This window comes from Pigmentiphaga sp. NML030171, assembly GCF_002188635.1.
In the GTDB taxonomy this organism is placed as follows: Bacteria; Pseudomonadota; Gammaproteobacteria; order Burkholderiales; family Burkholderiaceae_B; genus Pigmentiphaga; species Pigmentiphaga daeguensis.
The window spans coordinates 250,431-269,266 of record NZ_NINX01000024.1 but is presented as its reverse complement, the minus strand read 5'-3'; the positions used below and the strand labels follow the sequence as shown (position 1 = coordinate 269,266).

General features: G+C 67.8%; 21 protein-coding genes. 9 read left to right on the top strand and 12 right to left on the bottom strand.

What is annotated here, in order from left to right:
• Positions 1-33: 33 nt before the first annotated feature.
• The 3 genes from CDO46_RS07490 to CDO46_RS07480 are packed head-to-tail and all read left to right on the top strand — an operon-like array spanning position 34 to position 2,271.
• The gene (locus tag CDO46_RS07490; RefSeq protein ID WP_087837903.1) at positions 34-951 is read left to right on the top strand and encodes a tRNA U-34 5-methylaminomethyl-2-thiouridine biosynthesis protein; all 918 of its coding nucleotides are present in this window, start codon (positions 34-36) and stop codon (positions 949-951) included.
• Between the two features lie 28 nt (positions 952-979).
• Complete coding sequence (locus CDO46_RS07485; RefSeq protein WP_087837902.1) at positions 980-1,792, top strand: tRNA U-34 5-methylaminomethyl-2-thiouridine biosynthesis protein; 813 nt, start codon at positions 980-982, stop codon at positions 1,790-1,792.
• Positions 1,793-1,851: 59 nt separating this feature from the next.
• Positions 1,852-2,271 carry a RidA family protein gene (locus CDO46_RS07480; protein ID WP_087837901.1) on the top strand — a complete coding sequence of 140 codons (420 nt, stop codon included), beginning with the start codon at positions 1,852-1,854 and terminating at the stop codon, positions 2,269-2,271.
• A 5-nt stretch (positions 2,272-2,276) separates the two neighbouring features.
• Here the strand turns inward: CDO46_RS07480 and CDO46_RS07475 are convergent, their stop codons facing one another.
• The 9 genes from CDO46_RS07475 to CDO46_RS07435 all read right to left on the bottom strand — a co-directional run bounded on the left by CDO46_RS07475 (position 2,277) and on the right by CDO46_RS07435 (position 10,038).
• Positions 2,277-3,149 carry an alpha/beta hydrolase gene (locus CDO46_RS07475; RefSeq protein ID WP_087837900.1) on the bottom strand — a complete coding sequence of 291 codons (873 nt, stop codon included), beginning with the start codon at positions 3,147-3,149 and terminating at the stop codon, positions 2,277-2,279.
• A gap of 18 nt (positions 3,150-3,167) precedes the next feature.
• Positions 3,168-4,157 carry an ABC transporter substrate-binding protein gene (locus tag CDO46_RS07470; RefSeq protein WP_087837899.1) on the bottom strand — a complete coding sequence of 330 codons (990 nt, stop codon included), beginning with the start codon at positions 4,155-4,157 and terminating at the stop codon, positions 3,168-3,170.
• A gap of 52 nt (positions 4,158-4,209) precedes the next feature.
• Positions 4,210-4,995 carry an ABC transporter ATP-binding protein gene (locus CDO46_RS07465; RefSeq protein WP_176400679.1) on the bottom strand — a complete coding sequence of 262 codons (786 nt, stop codon included), beginning with the start codon at positions 4,993-4,995 and terminating at the stop codon, positions 4,210-4,212.
• On the bottom strand, positions 4,992-5,735 hold the full coding sequence (locus tag CDO46_RS07460; RefSeq protein WP_176400678.1) for an ABC transporter permease: 744 nt from the start codon (positions 5,733-5,735) through the stop codon (positions 4,992-4,994). The genes CDO46_RS07465 and CDO46_RS07460 overlap by 4 nt, the downstream gene beginning before the upstream one ends.
• Positions 5,732-7,126 carry an amidohydrolase family protein gene (locus tag CDO46_RS07455; protein WP_087837897.1) on the bottom strand — a complete coding sequence of 465 codons (1,395 nt, stop codon included), beginning with the start codon at positions 7,124-7,126 and terminating at the stop codon, positions 5,732-5,734. Before CDO46_RS07455 ends, CDO46_RS07460 begins: the two co-directional genes overlap by 4 nt.
• 15 nt (positions 7,127-7,141) lie before the next feature.
• Positions 7,142-7,939 carry an IclR family transcriptional regulator gene (locus tag CDO46_RS07450; protein WP_176400677.1) on the bottom strand — a complete coding sequence of 266 codons (798 nt, stop codon included), beginning with the start codon at positions 7,937-7,939 and terminating at the stop codon, positions 7,142-7,144.
• 128 nt (positions 7,940-8,067) lie between these two features.
• Complete coding sequence (locus CDO46_RS07445; protein ID WP_087837895.1) at positions 8,068-8,427, bottom strand: VanZ family protein; 360 nt, start codon at positions 8,425-8,427, stop codon at positions 8,068-8,070.
• 75 nt (positions 8,428-8,502) lie between these two features.
• Complete coding sequence (gene aqpZ / locus CDO46_RS07440; protein WP_087837894.1) at positions 8,503-9,198, bottom strand: aquaporin Z; 696 nt, start codon at positions 9,196-9,198, stop codon at positions 8,503-8,505.
• A 138-nt stretch (positions 9,199-9,336) separates the two neighbouring features.
• Entirely contained in the window at positions 9,337-10,038 is a 702-nt protein-coding gene (locus CDO46_RS07435; RefSeq protein ID WP_087837893.1) for a GntR family transcriptional regulator, read from the bottom strand.
• An 84-nt stretch (positions 10,039-10,122) separates the two neighbouring features.
• Between CDO46_RS07435 and CDO46_RS07430 the strand changes: the two genes are divergently transcribed.
• The 6 genes from CDO46_RS07430 (at position 10,123) to CDO46_RS07405 (ending at position 16,883) form a co-directional block, all read left to right on the top strand.
• The gene (locus CDO46_RS07430) at positions 10,123-10,965 is read left to right on the top strand and encodes a fumarylacetoacetate hydrolase family protein (protein WP_087837892.1); all 843 of its coding nucleotides are present in this window, start codon (positions 10,123-10,125) and stop codon (positions 10,963-10,965) included.
• A 69-nt stretch (positions 10,966-11,034) separates the two neighbouring features.
• Positions 11,035-13,029, top strand: a complete 1,995-nt coding sequence (locus CDO46_RS28620; protein WP_254914567.1) for a tripartite tricarboxylate transporter substrate-binding protein — start codon at positions 11,035-11,037, stop codon at positions 13,027-13,029.
• Positions 13,030-13,045: 16 nt separating this feature from the next.
• Positions 13,046-13,627 (top strand): amino acid synthesis family protein, encoded by a 582-nt coding sequence (locus CDO46_RS07420; protein ID WP_087837891.1) that lies wholly within the window; start codon positions 13,046-13,048, stop codon positions 13,625-13,627.
• Positions 13,628-13,652: 25 nt separating this feature from the next.
• The gene (locus tag CDO46_RS07415; RefSeq protein WP_087837890.1) at positions 13,653-14,195 is read left to right on the top strand and encodes a VOC family protein; all 543 of its coding nucleotides are present in this window, start codon (positions 13,653-13,655) and stop codon (positions 14,193-14,195) included.
• 108 nt (positions 14,196-14,303) lie between these two features.
• A complete protein-coding gene (locus CDO46_RS07410; RefSeq protein WP_279818588.1) occupies positions 14,304-15,527 on the top strand; it encodes an IscS subfamily cysteine desulfurase in 1,224 nt (407 codons plus the stop codon).
• Between the two features lie 132 nt (positions 15,528-15,659).
• Positions 15,660-16,883: a CaiB/BaiF CoA-transferase family protein gene (locus tag CDO46_RS07405; RefSeq protein WP_087837979.1), complete on the top strand. Its 1,224-nt coding sequence runs from the start codon at positions 15,660-15,662 to the stop codon at positions 16,881-16,883.
• On the opposite strand, the gene CDO46_RS07400 is transcribed toward CDO46_RS07405, so the two are convergent.
• From CDO46_RS07400 to thiS, 3 genes are read right to left on the bottom strand one after another with little or no spacing between them, the layout of a single operon-like run.
• Positions 16,820-17,605, bottom strand: coding sequence for a helix-turn-helix domain-containing protein (locus tag CDO46_RS07400; RefSeq protein ID WP_087837889.1), 786 nt, complete (start codon positions 17,603-17,605; stop codon positions 16,820-16,822). The genes CDO46_RS07405 and CDO46_RS07400 overlap by 64 nt on opposite strands.
• Positions 17,606-17,638: 33 nt before the next feature.
• Positions 17,639-18,421 carry a tRNA (guanosine(46)-N7)-methyltransferase TrmB gene (gene trmB / locus CDO46_RS07395; protein WP_176400676.1) on the bottom strand — a complete coding sequence of 261 codons (783 nt, stop codon included), beginning with the start codon at positions 18,419-18,421 and terminating at the stop codon, positions 17,639-17,641.
• A 7-nt stretch (positions 18,422-18,428) separates the two neighbouring features.
• Positions 18,429-18,626 (bottom strand): sulfur carrier protein ThiS, encoded by a 198-nt coding sequence (gene thiS / locus CDO46_RS07390; RefSeq protein ID WP_087837887.1) that lies wholly within the window; start codon positions 18,624-18,626, stop codon positions 18,429-18,431.
• Between the last annotated feature and the right edge of the window lie 210 nt (positions 18,627-18,836).

Genomic DNA, 18,836 nt, shown 5'->3' with positions numbered 1-18,836 from the left:
CGCGTCGCGCGCCGGTTCCAAGAAGGAGGTCGTATGAAAGGCTCCATCGTCGGCGGCTACCTTGCCCCGCATCCCCCCCATCTGGTCTACGGCGAGAATCCCCCACAGAACGAACCGCGTTCCCAGGGCGGCTGGGAGCCGCTGCGATGGGCGTACGAAAAGGCCCGGGCCTCGCTCGAAGCGCTCAAGCCCGATGTCCTGCTGGTCCATTCGCCCCACTGGATGACCCAGGTCGGACATCACTTCCTGGGCGTGCCGCACCTGAGCGGAAAATCGGTCGATCCCATTTTCCCCAACCTGTTTCGCTACAGCTTCGAGCTGGACGTCGACGTCGAACTGGCCGAGGCCTGCTGCGAGGAGGCGCGCGATGCCGGGCTGGTGGCGAAGATGATGCGCAACCCCAACTTCCGGGTCGACTACGGCACCATCACCACGCTGCACATGATACGGCCGCAGTGGGACATCCCCATCGTGGGCGTGTCCGCCAACAATTCGCCGTACTACCTGAACACCAAGGAAGGGCTGCAGGAGATGGATCTCCTGGGCAAGGCCACGCGCCGCGCCATCGAGCGGACCGGCCGCCGTGCCGTGCTGCTGGCCTCCAACACGCTGTCGCACTGGCACTTCCACGAAGAGCCGGAGCTGCCCGAGGACATGACGCGGGAACACCCCGAGCGCTTCGACGGCTACAAGTGGGATGTGCGCGTCATCGACATGCTGCGCCGGGGCGAGGTGGACGAGTATTTCAAGCTGCAGCCGCAGTTCATCGAGGAGGCCTTCGCCGAAGTGAAGTCCGGCGCTTTCACCTGGATGTTCGCGGCCATGGGATATCCCAACATTCCCGGCGAACTGCATGGCTATGGCACGGTGATCGGCACCGGCAATGCCGTGATGGAGTGGAACCTGGTCGAGGCCGGACTGGCCGATGCGCCCGCGAAGGCCGCGGCCTGATGCCGGCAACCCTGAAGAGAGAAAAGACATGCCCATAGCAAGCGCATTTCTGGTGCCGGGTACGCCGCTGCCGCTGCTGCGGCGGGACAATCCTCCCTGGGAGGCCATCGCCCGCGGCTATGAAGCCGCGGGGCAGGCGCTGGCCGCAAGCAAGCCCGACGTGGCGCTGATCTATTCCACGCAATGGATCGCCGTGCTGGACCAGTTGTGGCAGACGCGCGGCCGCATCCAGGGTTCGCACGTGGACGAGAACTGGCACGAGTATGGCGAACTGCCGTTCGACATCCGCGTCGATACCGACCTGGCGAAGGCGTGTATCGCGTCCACGGCGCAGATCGGCGTGCGGTCGCGCGAGGTGGACTACGATGCCTTCCCCATCGACACGGGCACCATAGTCGCCACGCATTTCCTGTTGCAAGGACTGGATATCCCGGTGGTGCTGACGTCCAATAACCTCTACCACGACGGGCAGACCACCGAGAGCCTGGGCCGCCTGGCCGCGCAGGCGGCGGATGCGCAGGGCAAGCGCATCGCGGTGATAGGCGTCGGGGGGCTGTCGGGTTCGAGCTTCCGCCAGGACATCGACATCGCGACCGACCATATCGTCAACGGCGACGAGGACCGCGCCAACCGGGAGATGCTGGCGCTGCTGGAGCGCGGCGACGTGGCCGAGGTGCGCCAGAAGGCGCCCGACTACGCGCAGTCGGCCCGGGTCGACATGGGATTCAAGCATTTGTATTGGGTGCTGGGCGCCCTGGGCGGGCAGTACAGGAAGGCCCGCACCCATGCCTACGGCCCTGCCTTCGGCAGCGGTGCGGCGGTCGTAGAGTTCCAGCACTAGGGCCCATGTCCTTCCCCTCGCGGCACGCCGCGAGGGGTCTTCATGCAACGAGACCTTTCATGGCATCTTCCCCATCCGCGGTCGTGTCCGGCCGCGCGGCTCCGCTCGGCCGCTATCCGCATTTCCGGCGGGCCGGTCCTTTCCTGTTCGTGTCAGGGACCAGCTCGCGCCGGTCCGACAACACCCATGCCGGCGTCGAGATCCTGCCGGATGGCGTACGCCTGGACATCCGCGAGCAGACCCGCGCGGTCATCCAGAACATTGCCGCCATTCTGCAGGAGGCGGGCGCGAGCCTGTCCGATCTGGTCGAGGTGTCCACGTTCCTGGTCGACATGGATGACTTCGCCGGCTACAACGAGGTCTACAACGAGTTCTTCGGCTACGACGGCCCCGCGCGCACGACGGTGGCCGTGCGCCAACTGCCCCATCCCCACCTGCTGATCGAGATCAAGGCCGTGGCCTACGCGCCGCAGGCCTGAGGCGGTCAGGGCGCGGTTCCATCGCGCAGCCAGGCCGAGACCTTGCGCACCCACGGGTGGGCAGGGTCCGCCAGGCCCAGCGCCGTGTCGAAATGGCCGTGCTCCGGATAGACCTCGCTCACCACGCCGGAGGGCTGGCGCGCCAGGGTCTGGGCGGCGAGCAGGTTGCTGGCGATGATGCGCGGAAAGTCGCGTTCGCCATGGCTCAGGAAGAAGGGCGTGCGGTTGCCTTCCATCTGGTGCAGGGGGCTGGCCGCCGGCGCGTCTTCCGCCCGCGCCAGGAAGATCTCGTAGATGCGCGCTTCGCCGCTGCCCGGCTCGGGCGCATCGAAGACCAGGTTCAACTGCGAGCTGACGGGAAAGCAGGCCTTGATGGTGTCGGGCGCCAGGCCCGCCTGCCCGAGCAGGTCGTGCCTGAGCGTCGCGAGCGCGTACAGGTGTCCGCCTGCCGAGTGCCCGCCCACGTAGATGCGATCCGGGCTGCCGCCGTAGTCCGAAATATGGTCGCGCACCCAGCGCAGGGCCGCCACGCAGTCGTCCAGCGGCGCGGGAAATCGGACGTCGGGCGCGAGCCGGTACGATACCGAGACGAAGACGGCCGGCGTGGCGACGATGGCGGGCGCCATCAAGCCCATCCATTCCTTGTAGCCATGGCTCCAGGCGCCGCCGTGCGCGAACACCAGCACGGGCAGGCCCTCCAGCCGCTGTTCGGGCAGGTAGACGTCCACCTTCTGCCAGTAGTCGCTGCCGTAGGGCAGGTCCAGCACGCAGCGGGTGCGTCCGGCTGCTTCCCGCGATAGTGCCAGGGCCTGCCGGGCGTAGGCCTCGGCTTCCTCGGGATAGATGGGGGATTGGGCGGGCAGGTCGTCAAAAGCCATGGGGTCGTCCAGAATGGGTCACTTGGGAACGAAGCGCGTGGTGAATGCGGCGGGGGGGACGCTGTCCAGGAACCCGGCGCCCATGACCTCGTTGGACAGGCGCGCGAAATTCCCCAGGTAGCGGATGTATTCGTCGTTCCAGGTCAGTACGTAATCGGCGTTCACCCGTTCCTGCAGGATGCGCACGTTGTCGGCGTCGAAGCCGAACTGCTTGCCGTAGGCGACGAATACCTCGGGATGCGTCTTCACGTAGTTCACCGCCTCGATCCACGCGCGGACGAAGTTGGCGAGCGCCTCGGGCCGGGCCTTCATGAAGTCGTCGTTGGTCGCATAGCCGGTCCAGAGAAAGTCCTCGCCAACCTTGTCCTTGTAGACGTCGGCCAGGTTGCCGATGGAGCGGAACTTGCCGGAGGCGATCGCCTTGGCCGCCAGCGGGTCGAACAGCAGGGCGGCCGCGATCTCGCCCTTCTCCAGCAGCGAGGGCAGGAGGCCGGGGCCGGCGTATTGCAATTGGCCGCCGGTGCCCGGGTCATAGCCGAAATACTTGCTGGTCAGCACCCGCAGCAGCACGGTCGCGGTGCCCGCCGCGCCCGCGTACGAGCCGATGCGCTTGCCCTTGAGGTCGGCCAGCGAACGGATGGGCGAGTCCTTGGTGACGAGCACGTCCAGCGAAGCGCCGCGGCCCACCGGATACAGCATCGTCACCGGCACGCCCTTGCTGCGGAACTGGGCGAAAGCCGTCCAGCCGCCGAAGCCGATGTCGACCTGCTTGCCGCGTATCGCGGTGAACAGGCCGTCCAGGGTGGGGTAGACCGAGTACTCCACCTTGAGTCCGTACTTCTTGTCGATGCCCTGGGACACCATGACGCCCGAGGCGATGCCGTTGACCGACTGCGCCAGGTCGCCCAGCCGGATGGTGACCGGTTCGGCGGCCTGCGCGGCCGGATACCAGGTTGCCGCGGCGAGCAAAGCCAGGCGGCAAAGACGAATTGCCAGCGATTTCCACATGCCAGTTCCTTGACGAAGATGATGTGCCGGCCGAGCCGGCGGACACGCCCGGTCAGGGCGTGGCGGGCGCCGCGGCTTGTGCGACTTCGAGAAACAGCTTCACCACCCGGCGATTGATCTCGAAGATCTCGGGGTCGTCGTAGTCCCGCGGCCGGGCTACGTCTATGGGTATTTCCTGCTGCACCTCGCCCTGGGACATCATCAGGATGCGATCCGACAGGAACGAGGCCTCGTACGAGTTGTGGGTCACGAAGATGATGGTCTTGCCGGTGTCGCGCCAGATGTCCAGCAGGTCCACGCGCAGCCGCCGCGCGGTCAGCTCGTCCAGCCCGCTGAAGGGCTCGTCCATCAGCAGCACGTCGGGTTCGACGCACAGCGCGCGCACCAGCGCCAGGCGCTGGCACATGCCGCCCGACATCTGGTGGGGGTAATGGCCGCGGAACGCATCCAGCCGCGTCAGATGGAAGTGGCGGTTTTTCAGCCCGGCCCAGCGCGAGGAGGGGACCCGGCAACTGCGCATGGCGAAGTCCACGTTCTGCTCGGCGGTCAGCCATGGCAGCAGGCGGGGTTCCTGGAACAGATAGCCGATGCGCAGCGGCGGCTTGCCGGCCTTGAACCTGCGGCCGCCCACGTCGATCTCGCCGCTGTAGCGGGGATCGAGGCCGGACAGGATGTTCAGGAAGGTGGACTTCCCGCATCCCGAGGGGCCCAGGATGCAGATGAATTCGTTCCTGCGCACGACCAGGTCGAGACCCTTGAGGACGCGCAGCGGCGCAGCGCCGTCGCGGCCGGGGAATTCCTTGACCAGGTTGCGGACGGAGAAGACGACGTCGTTCATAGTTCCACCCTCGGGCGCCAGGAGAAGAGTCGATGCTCGATCGGCTTGAGAATCGCCAGTTCGATGATCAGCATCACGATGGTGAACAGCAGCGTCCATGCCAGCACCTGGGGCATGTCCGCCAGCTGGTACCAGTAGAAGAGCTGGAAGCCGACGCCGTTGGGGCGGCCGATGAGCTCCACCAGCACGGCGATCTTCCAGATGATCCCCAGGCCGAAACGCACCGAGGCCATCACGTAGGGCAGTACCTGGGGCAGGACCACGCGCCGGAACACGGTCCAGCGGTCGGCCTCGAATACGCGGGCCATGGCCACGAGCCGGGTGTCGATGTTCTTGACTCCTTCCCACAGGTTGATGGCGATCGAGGGGGCGGCGGTAATGCCGATGGCGACGATGGTGGCCGCCTCGTTCAGTCCCAGCCAGATGAAGCACACCAGCGCGTAGCACAGGCTGGGGACGGTCAGGCCCACCATCACCCACAGGTCCAGGGCCCGCTCGACCTGCCGGTACAGGCCCATCAGCACGCCGATGGGCACGCCTATCAGCAACGCCAGCGCCAGGCCCGCCGTCACCCGGGCCAGCGTCATCCACAGATGGACGAGGACGTTGCCGGCGGCGATGTTCTCCACCAGCGTCTGGAGCGTGAGCAAGGGACCGGGCAGCACCGAGGCCGTGAAGGCCAGGGACAGCAGCCACCACAGCGCGATCGCCGCGGCGATGGAAACGAGCCTAATCATCATGGGGTTCCTTGGGAGGTCAGGGTGCGATGCTGCGGCCGGCGGACCCCTGCCTTGGCCAGGGCTCGCCCGGCCAGGTCCTCGGCGCGATCCAGCAGGGCGGTTTCGTCGACGCGGGTCAGGCGGCGGTCCCGCATCAGCCATTCACCGTCCACCATGGCGTCGCGCACGTCCGTGCCCCGCGCGCTGAAGACCAGCGCCGCCTCGAGGTCGAAGGCCGGCACCAGGTGGGGCTGGCGCAGGTCGACCATGATGAGGTCCGCCTGCTTGCCGGTTTCCAGTGAACCCGTCCGGCGGTCCAGGCCGAGCGCACGCGCCCCTTCGATGGTCGCCATGCGCAGTGCCCGCCGCGCGTCCAGCGCGTGGGGATCGCCCGCCGCGGTCTTGGCGGTCGCGCACGCGTACTTCATGCTCTCGAACAGGTCCTGGCCGCAGTTGGCCGCGGGTCCGTTGGTGGCGAGTCCGCAGTTGATGCCGGCTTCGAGGAAGGGCGTCAGCGCGGGAAAGCCCGTGCCCCAGAAGAGCCGGGTCTGCGGATCGAGAACGACCGAGGTGCCGGTCTCGGCCAGCAGGGCGATTTCGTCGGAGAAAAGGTCCGATACGCCTACCGCCTGCACATCGGGGCCCAGACAGCCGGTTTCGTGGAGCAGCTCGACGTTGCGGACCGGCCGGCCGTAGTAGCGCTCGATGATGCGGTTGAACTCGCGCGACTCGGCCACGTGCATGTGCAGGCAGATGCCCAGTTCGGTGGCGAGCGCGCGGCTGGCGCGCAGCATGGACTCGTCCAGGGTCCAGGGCAGCAGCGGGCCGAAGGACAGTCCCAGGCGCCCCTGGGCGCGGCCGTGCCAGCGCGCGTGCAGGCTGCGTACCCGCTGCGCCTGCTGCGCGGGCGTTTCGACGAATGCGGGGTCGAAACGGACGGCTTCGAAGGCGCGGGCCACGATGCCGCGCATGCCCGTGCTTTCCATGGCGGCGAAGGCGCTGTCTTCGGGCGATACCGAGTCCGACCGGGGGGCGAACAGGTTTTCCACCAGTGTCGTGCTGCCATTCTTCAGATTCTCGATGCAGCCCAGGGTCTGCGCCGCCAGCATGGCTTCGGCGTCCAGCGCGCGCATCAGCGGCATTTGCAGGTCCAGCCAGGACAGCAGGTCGGTGTTCGTCGCCAGCGTACGGCCGAAGATCATGCACAAGTGCGTGTGGCAATTGACCAGGCCGGGCATGACCGCGCGGCCGGCGGCATCGTGGCGCCGCGCTTCGAGGTCGCGGGGCAAGCCTTCCCTGGGGCCGACATACGCCAGGCGGGAGTCCTCGACCAGTACGCAGCCGCGCTCGTGGATGTCGCCGGCCGGGTTCATGGTCAGGACCACCCCGTTCTCTATCAGTGTCCGTGTCATGGAAACTCCGATGGGTCAGGCGGCGGATGCGCGGCGCGACTGCGTGGCCGAGGCCGCGTCGCTGATATGGCGCGCGGCGGCCACCACGCGCAGCACGGCCTGCTTCAGCACCTTGTCCTGAAGGCGGAAGGCCGGCGCGGCAAGGGTGATGGCGCCGATCAGCGAGCCGGATGGAAAGAAGGCGGGAGCGGACACGCTGCGCACGCCGGCCTCGATCTCGCCATCGCTGATGGCATAGCCCTGCTCGCGTATGGCCGCCAGGGACCGCTCCAGCGCCTGCGGGTCGAAGGGCTTGCCGCCGGGCTTCGCCGCGCGCAGGCGCGGCAGCACGCGCGTGCGTTCCTGTTCTTCCAGATAGGCCAGGTGGACCTTGGCCGACGAGCCCAGGTGCAGCGGCACGTTGCGGACGGGATCGACCGAGACCCGGACGGCCTGCCGGCTCTCCAGCGCCACCGTGCAGATGACGCGATCGCCGATGCGTGTCGTGAAGAGCACCGTTTCGCCGCTGGCCAGGGCCAGCTCGTGCACGAAGGGCTCGGCGATGGAGGCCGAGGTGCTGGGGTCCTCGCAACTGCGGACGAGGTTGACGAAGGCGGACCCCAGGCGATAGTTACCCGCTCCGTCCACGTCCTCGATCAGCCCGCGTTCGCGCAGGATCTGCAGGTAGCGGTAGGTGGAACTGCGCGAGGTCCCGAATTCCCGCGCGATGGCCTGCGCGGAATGGACGGCGCCGGGGGTGACGAACGACAGCCAGATGTCGACGATGCGTTCGAACGACGGGTAATGCTCCACACCTTCTGCCTGGATCGCCATGATCGCTCCCTGCTGAGTCCGGCCATACCGGACAAGGTGTGTCTCATTATAGGAATGCGTTTTCATCCCTCAATGGCCAGTCCAGCCATGAGGGAATCCGGTGCTCCTATACGGGAAACCCCCAGGCGTCAGGCCCGTCGCCGCAACCCGATCGTGGCCATCCAGGCCCCGCACCAGCCGATCGCGATGCCCAGGCTGTCCGCGAACAGGTCCGCCCATTCCGCCGACCGGTCGGGTGTCATGGATTGCAGGATCTCGATCAGCGCGCCATAGGCCAGGAGGCCCAGCAGGCGTGGCCACGCGGGGCCAGGATAGGCGAAGCGGGCCAGCGCGGCCAGCACGCCGAAGCCCAGCAGGTGATTGGTCTTGTCCCAACCGGTGGTGGGCAGGGGAGTGGCGGAGGGCAGGAGGGATAGCGCGAGTATCCCCAGCAGGGCCGCCCAGAACAGCGGCTTCCATCCGCCGAAGGCGGTCAGGCGTAGATTCATCGGTGTCCGAAGTCAGGCGAAGGGCGGGGAGGTCCCCCGCCCGCCATTATCGCCGTGCTTCGAGAACGCCCGGTGTCAGTTCGTTTCTTTTTCCAGCAGGTGCCGGTAGATCAGTCCGCCGATCGCGCCGCCGATCAGCGGCACGAGCCAGAACACCCAGAGTTGTTCCAGCGCCCAGCTGCCCTGGTACACGGCCACGCCGGTGCTGCGGGCGGGGTTGACCGAGGTGTTGGTGACCGGGATGCTGATCAGATGGATGAGAGTGAGCGTCAGGCCGATGGCCAGCGGCGCCATGCCCGCGGGCGCGCGCTTGTCGGTCGCGCCGTGGATCACGATCAGGAAGAAGGCCGTCAACACCAGTTCGCAGACGACCGCCGCGGCCAGCGTATAGCCGCCGGGCGAGTGTTCGCCGTAGCCGTTGGACGCGAAGCCGGCGCTGGCATCGAAGCCCGCCTTGCCGCTGGCGATCAGGTACAGGACCCCGCCGGCGGCGATGCCGCCCACGACCTGGGCGATGATGTACGGTATGGCGTCCTTGGCCGGAAGACGGCCGCCGGCGACCAGGCCCACGGTGACCGCCGGGTTGAAGTGCCCCCCGGAGATGTGTCCGACCGCGTAGGCCATGGTCACCACCGTCAGGCCGAAGGCCAGCGCGACGCCGGCGAATCCTATGCCCAGCTCCGGAAACGCCGCGGCCAGGACCGCGCTGCCGCAGCCACCCAATACCAGCCAGAACGTACCCAGGAATTCCGCGCAAAGCTTTTTGCTCATATATCCCCCATATCGTGCAGTGGTCGAGTAGCACGCGGAGCATGCGCCCACTGCGGTTCATGCGCAATCGCGCCGTGATTCTATGAGGCGTTTGCGCAACGCATGGCGCGGTGTTTGGGCTTGTTTAGCGTGCGGCCGTCAGGAGGCGGGCGCGGTCTCCATGGCATGGAGCGCGTCGAGCACGTTGCGCTCGGTGCCGCTGATGTGACGGCGCAGGAGTTCGACCGCTTGGCCGGTGTCGCGGGCCAGCACCGCGTCGACGATGCGCCGGTGTTCGTCGTTCTTGCTGCGGTCGGTCTGCCGGTGGCGGGCGGAGAAGCGGCGGAACCGCTCCGCCTGGTCGAACAGGTTCTCGACCAGCCCCAACAGCAGCGGCGAGCTACAGGCCGAATAGATACCCAGGTGCAGGGACCGATGGCGATCGGACCAGTCGTCGTCCAGCACCACGGGGCCGGACGCCAGGCGCTTTTCGACCAGGGCCAGGTTGTGGTGGGCCGCCACGACGCGGCCTTCCCAGAGATCGTCGCCGTGCTCGATGGCGTCGCGCAGGGTCTCGGTTTCGATCATCAGCCGCAGGCGGGTCAGGTCGCGCATCGCGTCGGCGTGGATGGGCGCGACGCGGAAGCCGCGGTTCTCCAGCGTCCGCACCAGTCCCTGCTGCACCAGCCGGCTCAGGGCCTCTCGCAGCGGGCTGCTGCTCAGGCCGAAGCGGCGTTGCAGCTCTTCCACGCGCAGGCGCTGTCCCGGCTCGAAATCGCCGCGCACGATCGCCCGGCGCAGGGCGAGACAGGCCTGTTCGGTCAGCGGCAGCGCCTCGGGGGCGAGGGTCTCCTGGATCATGCGGCGACTATGCCAGAAACGGATGTTGCGCACAAACCAAGTTTTATGCACAATAAATAAAAATGTGCATAAAAAGGAGGGCGCATGCGACTCGTTTCTTTTCTCAGGAATGGCCGTGCCGGCTACGGCGTCGCCAAGGATGGCGGCATCGTGGAGCTGGGGGGCCGGCTGGATGCCCCCGACCTGCGCACGCTGCTGGCGCGCGGCATGCAGGACGAGGCCCGGGCGCTGTCGGCCCGGCTGGCGGCGGATTTTCCGCTGACCGAGGTCCGGCTGATGCCCGTCATCCCCGAGCCCAGCAAGATCATCTGCGTGGGCATCAACTACGTGGCCCATGCCGCCGAGGCAGGACGTACGGTGGGCAAGCATCCGGTCATCTTCCATCGGTTCGCCGACACCCTGGTCGGCGCCGGGCAGCCGCTGCTGCGGCCCCGCGTGTCGGACCAGTTCGACTACGAGGGCGAACTGGCCGTGGTGATCGGCAAGGGCGGGCGGCATATCGCGCCCGGCGACGCCATGTCCCACGTCGCGGGCTACACCATCTTCAATGACGCGTCGGTGCGCGACTGGCAGTTCCACACCCATCAATACGGCATGGGCAAGAACTTCGCCGCCAGCGGACCGCTCGGCCCCTGGATGGTGACGGCGGACGAGATCCCCGACTACCGCAGGCTGGAACTGCGCACCTACGTGAACGGCGAGCAGGTCCAGGAAGGCCGGCTGGACGAGCTCGCTTTCGACATTCCCCACCTGATCGCCTATGTGTCGCAGGCGCTGCCCTGGAATCCGGGCGACATCCTGGCCACCGGCACGCCCAGCGGAATCGGCTTCAAGCGCACGCCGCCGCTGCTGCTCAAGCAGGGAGACAGCGTGCGCGTCGAAGTGACCGGGATCGGAGAGCTGGTGAACCCCGTCATGGACGAGTAGCGCGCCCCGGGGGCGCCGCCCGCGCAGCCGGCGCCTGATCCATTCCTACAAGAACCAGGAGGAGACATCATGCGCATCTGGACACTGGCGGCGGGCGTTTGCCTGGCCGCCGCGGGACACGCGCACGCCGGCGATTTTCCGCAGCCGGGGCAGGCCGTGCGCATCGTGCATGGCTATGCGGCGGGCGGCAATGCCGACATCATTTCCAGGGTGGTCGGCCAGGAAATGGCCAGGAACCTGGGCGTGCCCGTCGTGATAGAACCGCGTACCGGCGCGGGCGGCAACATCGCCTCGCAGGCGGTGGCGAAGTCGGCTCCCGATGGCCATACGCTGGTCATGCTCATGGGCGGGCACAGCGTGGCCGGGGCGCTCAGCGACAAACTGGGTTTCGATCCGGTCAACGATTTTTCGATGATCTCGACCGTGATGAATTTTCCCTTTTTCCTCATGGTCAGGCGCGATGCGCCTTATCGGAACATGGGCGACCTGCTGCGGGCGATGAAGCAGCGCGCCGGCGGCGTCACGTACGGGTCCGCCGGGGTGGGCACGACCCAGCACCTGACGGGCGAACTGCTTGCCTCCCAGGCGGGAGTGCCGCTGCTGCACGTGCCCTATCGCGGCGGCGCCGCGGCGCTGACCGGCATGCTGGGCGGCGAGGTGGACTTCGTCATCGATACGGCCACCGTGGCGGTGCCGCAGCTCAAGGCCGGGACCATACGCGTGCTGGCCGTCACCAGCCGCGAGCGGTGGAGCGGGCTCAAGGACGTGCCCACGCTGGACGAGTCGGGTTTCGCGGGCTTCGACGTCAGTTCATGGGCCGGCCTGGCCGCGCCGGCGGGGACGCCGGCCGCCGTGGTGGAGCGCTTGAACGCCGAGTTGCGCAAGGCGCTGGCGGCGCCCGAGGTGCGGGCGCGGCTGGAGCAGATGGGCGGAGAGGTCGCCCCGGGTTCCCCGGACGCGATGAAGCGCCGCATCGCGGGCGAGATCGATCGCTACCTGGCCGTGGCCAGGGACAAGAACATACCCCGGCTCCAAACTGCGCCGACCCTTCGACTTCAAGGCACAGTAACCGTGAAAATCGTGCAGATCTTCCAGCCCGGCGGACCCGAGGCGCTCGTCATCTCCAACGTTCCGGAGCCCACGCCCGGGCCGGGGCAGGTCCGGGTCGCGGCGCGTGCCATAGGCGTGGGTCGCCCAGACGTGCTGATGCGCAATGGCACCTACAAATGGATGCCGCCGCTGCCGGCGACGCCGGGAGGAGAGATGGCCGGCGTGATCGACGCGGTGGGCGAGGGCGTCGCGCCGGGGCTGGTGGGCCGCCGCGTGCTGGTCAGCGCGCGGGAGCTGGTCCAGCGCGGCGGCTGCTATGCCGAGGCGATCTGCGTGCCGGCCGATGCGCCGTTCGAACTTCCTGCTTCGATTTCCTTCGAGGCCGCGCTCAGCCTGCCCAACTTCCTGATGGCCGACGCACTGCTGAATCGCTGCAATCCCGGTGTGCGGGCGCGTCGCGTCCTGCTCACCGGTGCCGCCGGCGGCGTTGCCTCGGCGGTGATCCAGCTCGCCCGGCTGCAAGGCAGCGAGGTCATCGGCGTGGTCAGTTCCGCCCAGAAGGCGGCCTTCGCCACCGCCATGGGAGCCACGCACGTGATCGACCGCCTGCGGGACGCCATTCCCGAGCGTGTCATGGCGCTGACCGGCGGCGAAGGCGTGGACCTGGCACTGGATCACATCGGCGCGGGCATCCTGGTGGACTGCCTGCACGCGCTGGCTCCCTTCGGCATGGCCGTGTCCTACAACATCGTGGGCGGGCCGCCGCAGCCGGAAATCTTCGGGGAACTGCGCAAGCTCGTGGGTCGCAGCCTGGCCCTGCGCTGTTTCTCCATCCATAGCTTCGACCATGATCGCGCGACGCGGCGCGAGGCCACGGAACGCCTGATCGGTCTGATGGCCGCCGGACGCATCGCACCCCCCGCGGCCACCCGCATGCCGCTGGATGCCGTGCGCGACGCCCATCGCATCCTGGATGCCGGCGAAACCATGGGCAAGATCATCCTGACTCCCTGACATCCTAGGAATCCTCATGTCGCTCGTCGCCGTCCGCAAGACCCAGTTGTCCATCGAAACCATCCTGCACGAGCGCGGCCCCGCGGCGGCGACGCCGCTGCGCGTGGGCACGGCGCTGGCCGTGGTGGCCAATCCCTACGCCGGCCGCTACGAACCCGACCTGCTGCCTTTCATGCAGGCGCTGCGCGAGCTGGGGCGCAGCCTGTCGATCCGGTTGGCCGATGCGCTGGGCGGGGCGGCGAGCGTGGAGGCCTATGGCAAAGGCGCGATCGTGGGCGAGGATGGCGAGTTGGAGCATGGCGCCGTCTGGCACGAGGCGGGAGGCTGGGCCATGCGCGAAGTGCTGGGCGAGCGCAAGGCCATCGTGCCTGCCGCCAAGACGATAGGCCACGCGGGGACGCGGCTGATGATCCCCCTGGGTCACACCCAGGCCGCTTTCGTTCGCAGTCATTTCGGCGTGGCCGAGATGACCCTGTGGGATGCGCCGCGGCGCGACGAGATCCTGTTCGGCCTGGCGATGGCCACGGGAGGGCGCGTCCATGCGCGGCTGGGCGGGCTGGCGGCCCGGGACGTACAGGGCCGGGACGGCCTGCGCTGACGATAGACGGATAAGGGAGAAACCCATGGCGGTAACGGCATTGCCCAGCTTGTCCCATTTCGGCATCTACGTGCATGACGTGGAGCGCATGGTGGCCTTCTATACGCGGGTATTCGGCCTGAAGGAGACCGACCGCGGCATGGGATCGACCTTTCGCAACACCCTGGTCTTCCTGAGCGCGCGGCCGGAACAGCACCACCAGCTCGTGCTGGCTTCGGGCCGGCCGGCCGACGCCACCTTCAGCACCGTGATGCAGATGTCGTTCAAGGTCCAGGCCATCGACGACCTGCGCCGCATCCGGCGCGACGCGCTGGCCCAAGGGGCGACCGGCATGCGCGGCCTGAATCACGGCAACGCGCTGTCCATCTATTTCTCGGACATCGAGGGCAATACCGTCGAGGTGTACATGGACACCCCCTATCACGTGGCCCAGCCGCACGGCGATCCGCTCGACCTCGACCTGTCCGATGCCGTGCTGCTGGAGCAGACCGAACGCCTGTGCCGCCAGGACCCGACCTTCATGCCGCGCGAGGAATGGGAACGGCGCTTCGTCGCGTCGCTGGGCTAGCGCGCCGGCCCGGGTGTCAATGCTGGCAGCCGGGGTATTACCTTATGGGAAGGAGGGGCAGGCTACTATGGCGGCCATCCGCAATACCGCACGTTCCAGGAGCGAAACATGCCCCAAGCCCCCATGCGCCTTCCCGTCTACATGGACTACAGCGCCACGACGCCGGTCGATCCGCGCGTCGTCGACGCCATGGTGCCCTATCTGTACGAGAAGTTCGGCAATCCCGCCTCGCGCAGCCATGCCTACGGCTGGGAGGCCGAGGAAGCGGTCGAGACCGCGCGTGGCCACGTCGCGGCGCTGCTGAACGCCGACCCCCGCGAGATCGTCTGGACCTCGGGCGCCACCGAAGGCAACAACCTGGCCATCAAGGGGGCGGCGCATTTCTACGCCGAGCGCGGCAAGCACATCATTACCGTCAAGACCGAGCACAAGGCGGTCCTGGACACCTTCCGCGAGCTCGAGCGCCAGGGTTTCGAGGCCACCTACCTGGACGTGGACGAGGACGGCCTGCTGCCGCTCGCGCGCCTGGAGGCCGCCATCCGCCCCGATACCATCCTGGTCTCGGTCATGCTGGTCAACAACGAGATCGGCGTGATCCAGGACGTGGAGGCCATCGGCAAGCTCTGTCGCGAGCGCGGCGTGCTGTACCACTGCGATGCCGTCCAGGGCGCGGGCAAGGTGCCCATCGACGTCCAGTCCTTCCCGGTCGATCTGCTGACGGTGACCGCGCACAAGCTCTACGGGCCCAAGGGCATAGGCGCCCTGTACGTGCGGCGCAAGCCGCGCGTGCGCATCGAGGCGCAGATGCATGGCGGCGGCCATGAGCGCGGCATGCGCTCGGGCACGCTGGCCACGCACCAGATCGTCGGCATGGGCGAGGCCTTCCGCCTGGCCAAGCTGGAAATGCCGCTGGAATCGGCGCGCGTGGGCAAGCTGCGCGACCGGCTGCTGGCCGGCCTGTCCGAGATGCAGGAGGTCTACGTGAACGGCAGCCTCGAACACCGCGTGCCGCACAACCTCAACATGAGCTTCAACTTCGTCGAGGGCGAATCGCTCATCATGGCGATCAAGGACGTCGCCGTGTCGTCGGGATCCGCCTGCACCTCGGCGTCGCTGGAGCCGTCCTTCGTGCTGCGCGCCCTGGGCCGCAGCGACGAACTGGCGCACAGCTCCATCCGTTTCACGCTGGGCCGCTTCACCACCGAGCAGGAAGTCGATTTCGTCGTCGACCTGATCAAGGGCAAGGTCGCCAAGCTGCGCGAACTCAGCCCGCTCTGGGAGATGTACCAGGACGGCGTGGACCTGAGCACCATCCAGTGGGCGGCCCACTAGGGAAACCGACCGGAACGGCGATGCCGCCGTTTCGTCTGCCGAAATAGCCCAAGAAAGCCCGGCACGGCGCGGTCCGGCGGGGCTATGCTGCGCAGGTCCGTCGTTTCCGGCCGCGCAGCGCGGCCTTCCGTCATGTCCGATCATTCCGCTTCCGGCGCCCGGCGCGCCCTGTCCGGCATTCGCGTCCTCGATCTCACCTCGGCGGTGGTCGGGCCCTACGCCGCCAAGATCATGGCCGACCACGGGGCCGACGTGATCAAGGTCGAGGCCGCCGATGGCGACGTCATCCGCTGGATCGCCGGGCCTTCCCCCACGCCCGGCATGTCGGGCAAGTTCCTGCACCTGAACCGCGGCAAGCGCAGCATCGTGCTGGACCTGAAGCAGCCGCGGGGCCGCGAGGCCGTGATGCGGCTGGTCGCGCGCGCCGACGTGCTGCTGATCAACATGCGGCCGCAAGCGGTCGAGCGCCTGGGACTGGACTACGACAGCGCGGCGCGCGCGAATCCCCGGCTGGTGTACTGCGCGATGGTGGGCTTCGGCCCCGGCCCGTACCGCGACACGCCCGCCTACGATTCCATCATCCAGGGCGGGGCGGGGGTGGCCGCGCTATCCGAGATGGCGACCGGCCAGCCGCGCTACGTGCCCTATGTCGTGGCCGACCGCACCGTGGGCCTGATGGCGCTCAACGCCGTCATGATGGCGCTGTTCCAGCGCGAACGCACCGGCGCGGGCCAGTGCGTGGAAGTGCCCATGTTCGAGAACATGGCGGCCCTGATGCTTAGCGAGCATCTGTACGGCGCGACTTTCGAGCCTCCGCTCTCGCCGCCCGGCGACCTGCGCCTGATCGACCCGCAGGCCAGTCCCGTCAAGACGGCGGACGGCTACGTCTGCCTGACGACCAACACCGATGCCCAGGCTTTCGCGCTGATGCGCGTCATGGGGCATCCCGAGATGCAGACCGATCCCCGCTTCAATACCAAGCAGGCCCGCGCCGCCCATAGCCGGGAGTACTTCAGCATCCGGGCCGAGGCGATCGCCCGGCGCACCACCGCCGAATGGCTGGCGCTGCTCAAGGAAGCGGACATCCCCGCCATGCCCTACAACACGCTGGACAGCCTGCGCACGGATCCGCACATCGTGGCCTCGGGGCTGTTGCGCGAGGTCGAGCATCCCACCGAAGGAAAGATGTGGGACCTGGCCGATCCCACGCGCATGAGCGGCCGGGACGACGTGCCATCCAGGCCGGCGCCCAAGCTGGGCGAGCACGGCGCCGAGATCCTGGCCGAGGCCGGTTATTCGGCGGAGGAGATCGAGGCCTTGGCCGGCAGCGGCGCGCTGGGGCCTTCGTCGGCCTGATCCACGTGCCGCAGGGGCGCCTGCGCGGCCAGGATCTCCAGGACGGTCTGCTGCAGGATGGGGATGTGGCGGTCCAGGAAGCCCTGCGTCATGGTGGAGCCGAAGGTGGTCATGCTCAGCACGGCCAGCAGTTCGCCGTCCTCGGCTACCGGCACGGCGCAGGTCGCGCTGTCCCATTCCACGGTCGCCTGCCGGACCGCGTATCCGCGGGTCCGCGTGGCGTCCAGGACGGCCAGGAGTCCGGCGGGAGCTCCCTGGGGCAGCAGGAAGCGCCGTTCCGGCTCCGAACAGAAGGCCAGGTAGGCCAGGCCGACCGAGGATTGCGTCATCGGATGGCGGCGGCCGTAGGTGGTGGGCAGGTAGGCCAGGGGACTGTAGGGCATGGTGCTGTAGCGCACGGCCATGCGGTCGCCGTCCAGGGTCGACAGGCCCAGCGGCCACTTGATCCGGCGCGTGGCCCGGATCATGCAGGGAATGGCCGCGTCCACGATGAGCAGGCGCTCCGAGCAGCCGTCGCTCAGGTCGCGGACCTTGCCGGTCAACTGGTAGCTGCCCCGCGCGTCGACCTCGCGCACGTAGCCTTCGTCGCGCAGGGTTTCCAGGATGCGGAAGACGGTGGGCTTGGGCAGGCCCGTGTCCCGGTGCAGGTCCGCCAGCGTGGAGTGCATGCGCCCGTTCATCGCGCGCAATACCGCCAGCCCCCGGGCTATGGACCGTATCATGGCGCCGTTCCCCGTCAGGTCCGGGCGTGGCGGTCAGGCATCGGCCCGGGGAGAATAGCGGGAGACGGGCGGCCGTTCGAAGATCAGGTCCCACACGCCGTGGCCCAGCCGCAGGCCGCGGGTCTCGAACTTGGTCTGGGGCCGCCAGGCCGGGCGCTCGGCATAGCCTTCGCAGGTATTGCACAGCTGCGGCTCGCCGCTCAGCACTTCCAGCATCTGTTCGGCATAGGGCTGCCAGTCGGTCGCGCAATGCAGATAGGCGCCGGGCGCGAGACGGCTGGCCAGCAGCTCGACGAAGGCGGGCTGGATCAGGCGCCGCTTGTGGTGCCGCTTCTTGGGCCAGGGATCGGGGAAATAGATATGCACGCCCGCCAGCGAAGCCGGCGGGATCATGTCGCGCATGACTTCGACCGCGTCGTGCTGGATGATGCGCACGTTGCGCAGGGCCGAGTCCTCGATGCGGCGGAGCATGGCGCCGACGCCGGCGTTGAACACCTCCACGCCCAGGAAGTTGCGCTCGGGCTGGGCCAAGGCGATCTTTTCCGTGGTTTCGCCCATCCCGAAGCCGATTTCCAGCACCGTGGGCGCCTCGCGGCCGAAGACCTGGGCGAACGAGATGTGCCGGTCCGTATAGGGCAGGGACCAGGTATCCATCAGTGTCTCGAGCGCTTCCTTCTGGCTGAGCGTGATGTGGCCGCGGCGGTGGACGAAGCTGCGGATGTGCGTGCCCGGCCGGGCGGCCTTGGGCAGTTCCCCGGCGGCCAGGGCCGGATCGGCCGGCAGCGGCAGGGCGGGAGAGGGAGTGGTCATGTTCATCGTGATCCTAGCCTCCGCCCACGGCGACGACGATTTCGAGCCGGTCGCCATCGGCGATAAGGGTGTGCTGGTGCGCGCTGCGCGGGACGATCTCGCCGTTGCGCTCGATGGCGACGCGCTTGCCCGCGTAGCCCAGCGCCTGGATCAGATCGGCCACCGAGGAGGCCTCGATGGTGCGCGATTCCCCGTTCAATACGATATTCATGGCGCGATTTTAGTCGGTCTGGGACGGCGGTGCGGCAAGCTCCGAGTCAGGTCGGTAACGGATTGATGGTCATGGATGATCAGTCATGCGACTGATTGAATTCGGGTTTGCCCCATAGACCCGTGTCCAAGTGTGACCTACTATGTATTTATGCCATATATAAACCATCGTTTTATATATGGTACAAACCGGTCTCCCCGGTTTTCCTCC